Consider the following 7,990-nt stretch of genomic DNA (forward strand, 5'->3'; position numbering starts at 1 on the left):
ACGGTGTTCAAGCATCAACTCCTTGAAATAAGCTAAAATTTTTAAAAATATGAGGAGCTATTTCTAAAAATTTTTTCTTATTATCATCGGAGCTAAACAATGCTCTCACAACCTATATCCACGGTGTTCACAGCATTGCTTCTACGGAATTAAGTCCAAAAAATCAAAAATATGGGAAGCTATTTTCAATTTTTCGTTCTTAATTCTTGAAGCAGAACATGCTGTTCACAACCTCATTCTTGTCTAATAAAAAGAAAAGGAAGATTTATATGAAGATTGATCTACTGATTAAAAATGCCCAAGTCTTTAATACAGTTAAACAGTGCTTTGAAACGAAATATGTTACTGTGAGCGGAAGTAAATTTTATTATATAACGTCAAAGGATGTCAGTCATTTGCAAGTGGAGCAAGAAATTGATGGACGCGGGAAATATTTGATACCTGGATTGATTGATAGTCATATGCATATTGAAAGTTCAATGACAACGCCAAGTATTTTTTCTAAGGCAGTGCTTCCGTTTGGTGTCACCACGGTAATTGCTGATGCTCACGAAATGGCAAATGTTTTTGGAATTGACGGTCTAACAGAATTCATGAATGCTGAGACTGAATTGGATATTTTTCATGCGATTCCTTCTTCAGTTCCTTCGACAACCCCTGAACTAGAAACCACAGGCGGATTAATTGGCTTGGATGAAACAAAAACACTTTTAGCTCATCCTAAAGTTATTTGTTTAGGCGAGGCCATGAATTTTCACGGCATTGCGCATGAACCTGAATCGTTAATTCGACAAATTATTGAGTTGTGTAAAGAACAACGCCCTACAATGCCCTTAGAAGGTCATTGTCCTAAAATCTATGAAGAGGAACTAGCTGCCTTCATGTATAGCGGAATTTCTTCCGATCACACACATCAGTTTCCGGAGTCACTTGCCGAAAAAATTGAAAATGGGATGTTTATTCAGTTTCAGAATAAGTCCATTACGCCGGAAAATATGGCTGTCATCACAGAAAACGAATATTATGATTATTCCTGTCTGATTACGGATGATGTCATGGCAGATGATTTATTAGAAGGTCACTTAAATGAAAATCTAAAAAAAGCTGTTGCTGCAGGGTTGCCAATTGAAAAAGCAATTTATATGACCACTTATACACCAGCTAGAAGAATGGGGCTTAATGATCGTGGTTTGATTGGACCTGGTCGTTTGGCGGACTTTATTTTATTAGATGATTTAGAGACATTTTCGATTGCGGCTGTTTATAAATCCGGTAAGCAAGTTTATCGAAAAGGAGTTGCTGTAGCCTATCCTGAAAAAATTGAACAATTTCCAGATTCTTATAGTCATACTGTTCATTGTAAAAAATTGACGGCGAAGGATTTGCAATTAAGAGTAGGGACTGAATTATCGAGTGTTCGCTGTAATGTCATTCGAAAATACGAAGTTGGAACTTTCACTGAAAGAATCACAAAAGAAATTCCAGTAAAAGATGGCTATCTTGATTGGGAAAATTCTGATTGTGCCTTACTAGTAGTGATGGAACGTTATGGGAAAAACGGAAATATTGCTTATGCACTGATGGAACAACCTATTTCCCAAAAAGGTAGTATTGCAACCACTTGGGCACATGACCATCATAACGTGATGGTTATGGGGAATAACAGCGAGGATATTTTACTGGCTCAGCAAAAGTTACTGGAGTTGCAAGGCGGATATGTAGTAGTGAATGATGGGTCAGTAGTTGCTAGTTGTCCTTTACCGATTGGTGGAATCGTTTCACAGGCACCGATTGAAGAATTAGGACGGGATTTACAAAAAGTTCGCCAAGGAATGCAGGATCTGGGTTACAAAAATATGAATGAAATCATGTCGTTTTCGACTTTATCGCTACCAGTATCGCCAACGATCAAAATGACGGATAAAGGGATGATGAACACAAAAACGCAGGAATTTTATCCACTGATTTTTCCAGAGGATGGTGCTGTCTTATGCGTACGTTAATTAAAAACGTACATATCCTGACAATGGATGATCAAATGACTGAATACAAAAATGGCTATGTTTTAATTGAAGAAAATCGAATTATTGATCTAGGTGAATGGCGAGAGGGATTAGTTTCTTCAGAAAAAGTGATTGATGGCGAAAATGGTTTGCTGTTACCAGGCTTTGTAAATACACACACACATGCGGGGATGATTCCTTTTCGTTCATTAGGCGATGATGTGCCAGATCGTTTGCGACGCTTTTTGTTCCCATTGGAAGCTTTTATGAACAAGGAGCTGGTTGCTGCTAGTACGGCTTATGCAATTAGTGAAATGCTCCTTAGTGGTGTGACTGGTTTTTGTGATATGTACTACTTCGAAGATCAAGTCGCAATGGTTTGTGATCAATTTAAAATTCGCGCACTAGTTGGAGAAACCATTATTGATATGCCAGTTAGTGATAGTTCACAGCCTTCTGGAGGTTTAGAATACTGTGAAACCTTTTTACCAAAATGGCAAGACCATCCGCTGATTACGCCAGCACTTGCGCCACATGCACCAAATACCAATTCTTATGAAGGCTTAAAAAAAACAGTTGAATTAAGTCAGCGTTTTGATGTACCAATTACGCTCCATGTGGCCGAGATGGACTATGAAATGAAGGAATTAGCAGAACGTTATCAACAAACGCCTTTTGAATTATTAAAAGAGCTTGGCTTTATGGAACGACCACTGATCATGGCGCACTGTATTCATATGACAAAATCCGATATTGCTTTAGTCGCTGAATCGGCAAGTCAAGTTGCTATTGCTCATTGTATTGGTGCAAATACAAAATCGGCAAAAGGAGTAGCGCCTGTCAAAGAAATGCTTGCAGCGGGTTTGACCGTTGGATTGGGAACAGATGGACCTAGTAGTGGCAATACCTTAGACCTTTTTACGCAAATGAAATTATTTGCAAATTTCCATAAAACCTTCGAAAAGGATCGCGCACTTTTTCCAGCAAAAAAAATTGTTCGATTGGCCACTCGAGGAGGCGCCGAAGCCCTGAATTTTAAGGACACTGGACAACTTACGATAGGTAGTAAAGCGGATCTGATTGTTGTTGAAACAAAGTCAGTAAATATGTTTCCGATTTTTGATACTTATTCTGCACTCGTATACTCAGCAAATGCCTCCAATGTAGCACATGTCTGGGTGGATGGAAGACAGTTAGTCAATGATCATCAGTTGGTTGACCAAGATTTGTCACAAATTCGAGCAAACCTCTACGAACAAATGGAAGTCTTCGTTTCAGAAGCAAAAAAACGAATGTAGTGGCGATGAGAAGAATCATTGTCCAACAAAGAAATTAGACAAGAATGTAAAGCAAAAAACGGAGACATCAATGCCAATCCGATTGATGTCTCCGTTTCTTTTGCATGTTTAAACAATAAAATCATGGTTTCTAATAAAAGAAGGAAAGACGGTTATACCTTATGCTTCTTTTTCTAATATTTCTTTTGTTAGTCGTTTCGCTGTTGGCGTGACAGCCAGACCACCTTCTGCGGTTTCTTTAAAAATAGCTGGCATTTGTCGACCAACTTGGTGCATCGCAGTGACTACTTCATCAGGTGGGATCACACTTTCTATTCCAGCTAAAGCCATGTCGGCAGAGATAAAAGCTTGAGAAGAACCAAGTGCATTTCTTTTTACACAAGGTACTTCAACAAGACCAGCTACAGGATCACAAATCAATCCCATCATGTTTTTCAAGGTAATAGCTACCGCCTGTGCGGCTTGATGAGGGGTACCATTCTTTGCGCAAACTAAAGCCGCCGCTGCCATAGCACTTGCTGAACCAACTTCTGCTTGACATCCACCTTCCGCGCCACTGATTGAAGCATTATTGGCAATCACCAAACCGAATGCACCGGCTGTAAAAAGAAATTCCAGTTGTTGTTTATGTGTTAAGTCCAAGCGCTCGCGTACAGCCATTAGCACGCCGGGTACGACTCCTGCACTACCTGCTGTAGGAGTAGCACAGATCAATCCCATTTTTGCATTGACTTCATTAACCGCAATGGCGTTGCGAACGGCAGATAAAATGGTTTCACCGCTTAAAAAATCAGCTTCATTTAAATAAGTAGCTAATTTTTTAGCATCTCCACCAGTAATACCAGTTACAGAAGTCACGCCTTCATTTCCTTCAGCGATGGATTGTTCCATGACATTGAGATTTTTTTCCATGATCGCAATGATTTGCTCGCGAGAACGTCCACTCATTTCCATTTCTACTGCAATCATCAGCTCCGCTACGCTTGGATAGTCCGTTGCTTGTTGGACTAATTCTTCAATAGAGAAAAACATCTTTCTTCCTCCTTAATCAAAATAATTCACACTATCGATATTTGGTAATTGCGTTAATTTTTTAATTGTGTCATTAACTTGTGGATCATCGACCTCGATAATCATAATGGCATTTTCACCTTTTGATTCTCGTGTAACCGTCATGGTACCAATGTTGGTATTTGTCTCAGAAAGAATATTTGTTACTTTAGCAATCATTCCGGGTACATCCTGATGAACGATGATGAATGTAGGTGTCCCCATGCTAAGTGAAATTTTAAAGCCATTTAGTTCTGAAATTTGAATGTTGCCGCCACCGATCGAAATACCTGTCACTGAAAGTTTGCGATTGCCTTTTTTTAACAGCATTTTTACGGAGTTAGGGTGTTCTGCTTTTTCTCCTTTAGGAACAAATAAGACTTCCATCCCTGATTCATAAGCAAGCTTCAGTGAGTCTGCCAAACGTTCGTCGTCTGGTTCCATGCCTAGTAGCCCACCGACCAATGCAATATCAGTACCATGTCCTCGATAGGTTTTAGCAAAAGACTCATAAAGATAAATATCAACAGAATCTGGTTGTTCTCCAAATATACTGCGGACAATTTTTCCGATACGGGCAGCGCCTGCAGTATGAGAACTACTTGGCCCGATCATCACGGGACCAATGATGTCAAAAACGCTACGATATTTTAGTTCTTTCATTTTTACCATCTCCTTTAAGTGAATAAAATTGCTATGTAAAGCATGAAAATAAAGATTTCTTCATATTAAAACTTCGAAAAATAGACGGATCATGATTTCTTATCAATAGAGTAAATAATAGTAAATTTTGACAAAGCTAACCGATTTTTCACAAAAGATCATGGTTTGAGACTAAAAAACAAGCACTAAAAGACAAACGAAGGGAAGTGTTCATTTTCTAGTTAGCTCATCTATCCTTACTATATTTATGCTTTTAGAAACATTACTTGCTCGCTTCCTGGCGTAAGTGTATCACAAAAGAAGCTTAGTGCGTGTGACTTCCTGTTTATTTTAAGCATTTTTTTAGAGCATTCACCAATAAAATTGAAATTTACTGAAAAAAAACTTGAAAAAAAGAATAAATTTGCTATACTGTATCAGTGTGCATTGTCGTGCGCATTATTTTGTCGAGTAATCGAAGGATTATGAGAGAAAACGTGGGAGGAGAAATATGCATCTCCAATTAACCACATCACGGACTTAAGGAGGTATGTCTCGTGGCAAAGAAAGTAGAAAAAATCGTTAAATTGCAAATTCCTGCAGGTAAAGCAACTCCAGCTCCACCAGTAGGTCCTGCACTGGGTCAAGCGGGTATCAATATCATGGGATTCACAAAAGAATTCAACGCTCGTACAGCTGATCAAGCAGGTTTGATCATTCCGGTTGTTATTTCTGTATACGAAGATCGTTCATTCACATTCGTTACAAAAACACCACCAGCTGCAGTATTATTGAAAAAAGCAGCTAAAATTGAAAAAGGTTCAGGTGAACCAAACAAAAATAAAGTGGCTAAAGTTTCTAGCGATCAAGTAAAAGAAATCGCTGAATTAAAAATGGAAGACCTAAACGCAGCTGACATCGAAGCAGCAATGCGCATGGTTGAAGGAACTGCACGAAGCATGGGGATTACTGTAGAATAATTTCTATACCCTAAGAAAGTAGCTTCTCAGTTGGCTCTGTATTGAAAGATATAGAACACGTGGGAGGTACAACCGTTATAACCACAATCAAGGAGGAACCAAAATGGCTAAAAAGAGCAAAAAAATGCAAGAAGCATTAAAAAAAGTTGATTCAAGTAAAGTTTATCCTGTTGCCGAGGCAGTAGCTTTAGCAAAAGAAACAAACATTGCAAAATTCGACGCAACAGTTGAAGTTGCATACCGTCTGAATGTAGACCCTAAAAAAGCAGACCAACAAATTCGTGGTGCTGTAGTATTACCAAACGGAACTGGTAAAACACAAACTGTTTTAGTATTTGCTAAAGGAGACAAAGCAAAAGAAGCTGAAGCAGCTGGTGCAGATTTCGTTGGTGACGACGACATGGTTCAAAAAATCCAAAACGGATGGTTTGACTTTGACGTAGTTGTTGCTACACCAGATATGATGGCAACTGTTGGACGTCTAGGACGTGTTTTAGGTCCTAAAGGCTTAATGCCAAACCCTAAAACTGGTACTGTAACAATGGACGTTACAAAAGCTGTAAACGAAGTAAAAGCTGGTAAAGTAACTTACCGCGTTGACAAAGCTGGAAACATCCATGTACCAATTGGTAAAGTTTCATTCGACAACGAAAAATTAGTTGAAAACTTTGCAACAATCCACGATGTATTAGTGAAAGCTAAACCATCAGCAGCTAAAGGTCAATACATGAAAAATATCACAGTAACAACAACATTTGGACCTGGTATCCATGTAGACCAAGCTTCTTTCTAATTTATAATTAGAACGTTGATTGATCCAACTGAAAAATAATTCTTGACTCAACTAGTTTAGCATGCTAAGCTAGTTGAGGTTAATAATTAACTTGTACCGAAGACAGTAGGTGGCATTTGCCTTAATTTCCTACCGAGGACGTTTATTGAATATATTCAATAGTCCCTCTATGTCTGCGGTGGCATAGAGTTTTTTATTGTGAATCACTAAGAACGAAGTGATTAGATGATGAACAAATAAGTCTGAGCCATAAACGAAGGCCTATAAATAAAAAACTCTTCCATCAAAATTCAGGAGGTGAAACTCAAAAATGAGTGAAGCAATTATCGCAAAAAAAGCAGCAATCGTTGATGAAGTAAGTGAAAAATTTACAGCAGCAGCTTCTGTAGTCGTAGTTGATTATCGTGGTTTAACTGTTGATGAAGTGACTCGTTTACGTAAACAACTTCGTGATGCGAACGTAGAAATGAAAGTTATCAAAAACTCAATCCTTTCTCGTGCCGCTAAAAAAGCTGGATTAGAAGGCTTGGACGAAGTATTCACTGGCCCTACAGCCGTTGCATTTAGTAACGAAGATGTAGTTGCACCAGCGAAAATCATGGACGAATTTGCTAAAGAAGCAAAAGCATTAGAAATCAAAGGCGGTATCATCGAAGGTAAAGTATCTTCATTGGAAGAAATCACAGCATTGGCAAAATTGCCAAACCGCGAAGGACTTCTATCTATGTTGCTATCTGTACTACAAGCGCCAGTCAGAAACGTGGCTTACGCTGTCAAAGCAGTGGCAGACAAAGAAGATGGAGATGCAGCTTAATAGCCGCATAGCATAAATAAAAATACGAACATCTAAAACGGAGGAAAATATCATGGCATTGAACATTGAAAACATCGTTGCTGAGTTAAAAGAAGCAACTATCCTAGAACTTAACGACCTAGTTAAAGCTATTGAAGAAGAATTTGGCGTATCTGCTGCTGCTCCTGTAGCTGCAGTTGCTGCTGGTGGCGCTGCTGCTGCTGAAGAACAAACAGAATTCACTGTAGAATTAACTGCAGCTGGCGACCAAAAAGTTAAAGTTATCAAAGCAGTTCGTGAAGCAACTGGCTTAGGCTTGAAAGAAGCTAAAGCTGTAGTTGACGGCGCTCCTGCACCAGTTAAAGAAGGCGTATCTAAAGAAGAAGCTGAAGAATTAAAAGCTAAACTTGAAGAAGTTGGCGCATCTGTAA

The 7,990-nt window shown here is 38.8% G+C and carries 8 protein-coding genes and 1 other annotated feature; of the genes, 6 read left to right on the forward strand and 2 right to left on the reverse strand.

What is annotated here, in order from left to right:
• The first annotated feature begins 269 nt into the window (after nucleotides 1–269).
• Both EVI01_RS12875 and EVI01_RS12880 read left to right on the forward strand, forming a co-directional pair.
• Nucleotides 270–2,003, forward strand: a complete 1,734-nt coding sequence (locus EVI01_RS12875) for an adenine deaminase C-terminal domain-containing protein (RefSeq protein WP_010751860.1) — start codon at nucleotides 270–272, stop codon at nucleotides 2,001–2,003.
• Nucleotides 1,991–3,301 carry an amidohydrolase gene (locus tag EVI01_RS12880; protein ID WP_010751859.1) on the forward strand — a complete coding sequence of 437 codons (1,311 nt, stop codon included), beginning with the start codon at nucleotides 1,991–1,993 and terminating at the stop codon, nucleotides 3,299–3,301. Before EVI01_RS12875 ends, EVI01_RS12880 begins: the two co-directional genes overlap by 13 nt.
• A 159-nt stretch (nucleotides 3,302–3,460) precedes the next feature.
• On the opposite strand, the gene sdaAA is transcribed toward EVI01_RS12880, so the two are convergent.
• Nucleotides 3,461–4,333 (reverse strand): L-serine ammonia-lyase, iron-sulfur-dependent, subunit alpha, encoded by an 873-nt coding sequence (gene sdaAA, locus EVI01_RS12885; RefSeq protein WP_010751858.1) that lies wholly within the window; start codon nucleotides 4,331–4,333, stop codon nucleotides 3,461–3,463.
• A 12-nt stretch (nucleotides 4,334–4,345) separates the two neighbouring features.
• A complete protein-coding gene (gene sdaAB, locus EVI01_RS12890) occupies nucleotides 4,346–5,014 on the reverse strand; it encodes an L-serine ammonia-lyase, iron-sulfur-dependent subunit beta (RefSeq protein WP_010751857.1) in 669 nt (222 codons plus the stop codon).
• Nucleotides 5,015–5,550: 536 nt separating this feature from the next.
• Between sdaAB and rplK the strand changes: the two genes are divergently transcribed.
• From rplK to rplL, 4 genes are all read left to right on the forward strand, one after another.
• Nucleotides 5,551–5,973: a 50S ribosomal protein L11 gene (rplK, locus tag EVI01_RS12895; protein ID WP_010751856.1), complete on the forward strand. Its 423-nt coding sequence runs from the start codon at nucleotides 5,551–5,553 to the stop codon at nucleotides 5,971–5,973.
• A gap of 103 nt (nucleotides 5,974–6,076) precedes the next feature.
• The gene (rplA, locus tag EVI01_RS12900; protein WP_010751855.1) at nucleotides 6,077–6,766 is read left to right on the forward strand and encodes a 50S ribosomal protein L1; all 690 of its coding nucleotides are present in this window, start codon (nucleotides 6,077–6,079) and stop codon (nucleotides 6,764–6,766) included.
• Between the two features lie 78 nt (nucleotides 6,767–6,844).
• Nucleotides 6,845–6,971, forward strand: a sequence feature (ribosomal protein L10 leader region).
• 105 nt (nucleotides 6,972–7,076) lie between these two features.
• Entirely contained in the window at nucleotides 7,077–7,580 is a 504-nt protein-coding gene (gene rplJ, locus EVI01_RS12905; protein WP_010720149.1) for a 50S ribosomal protein L10, read from the forward strand.
• Nucleotides 7,581–7,632: 52 nt separating this feature from the next.
• The coding region (rplL, locus tag EVI01_RS12910; RefSeq protein WP_146811718.1) for a 50S ribosomal protein L7/L12 at nucleotides 7,633–7,990 on the forward strand (358 nt) is incomplete at its 3' end.

The sequence above is a fragment of the Enterococcus villorum genome, from assembly GCF_007990225.1.
GTDB lineage: Bacteria > Bacillota > Bacilli > Lactobacillales > Enterococcaceae > Enterococcus_B > Enterococcus_B villorum.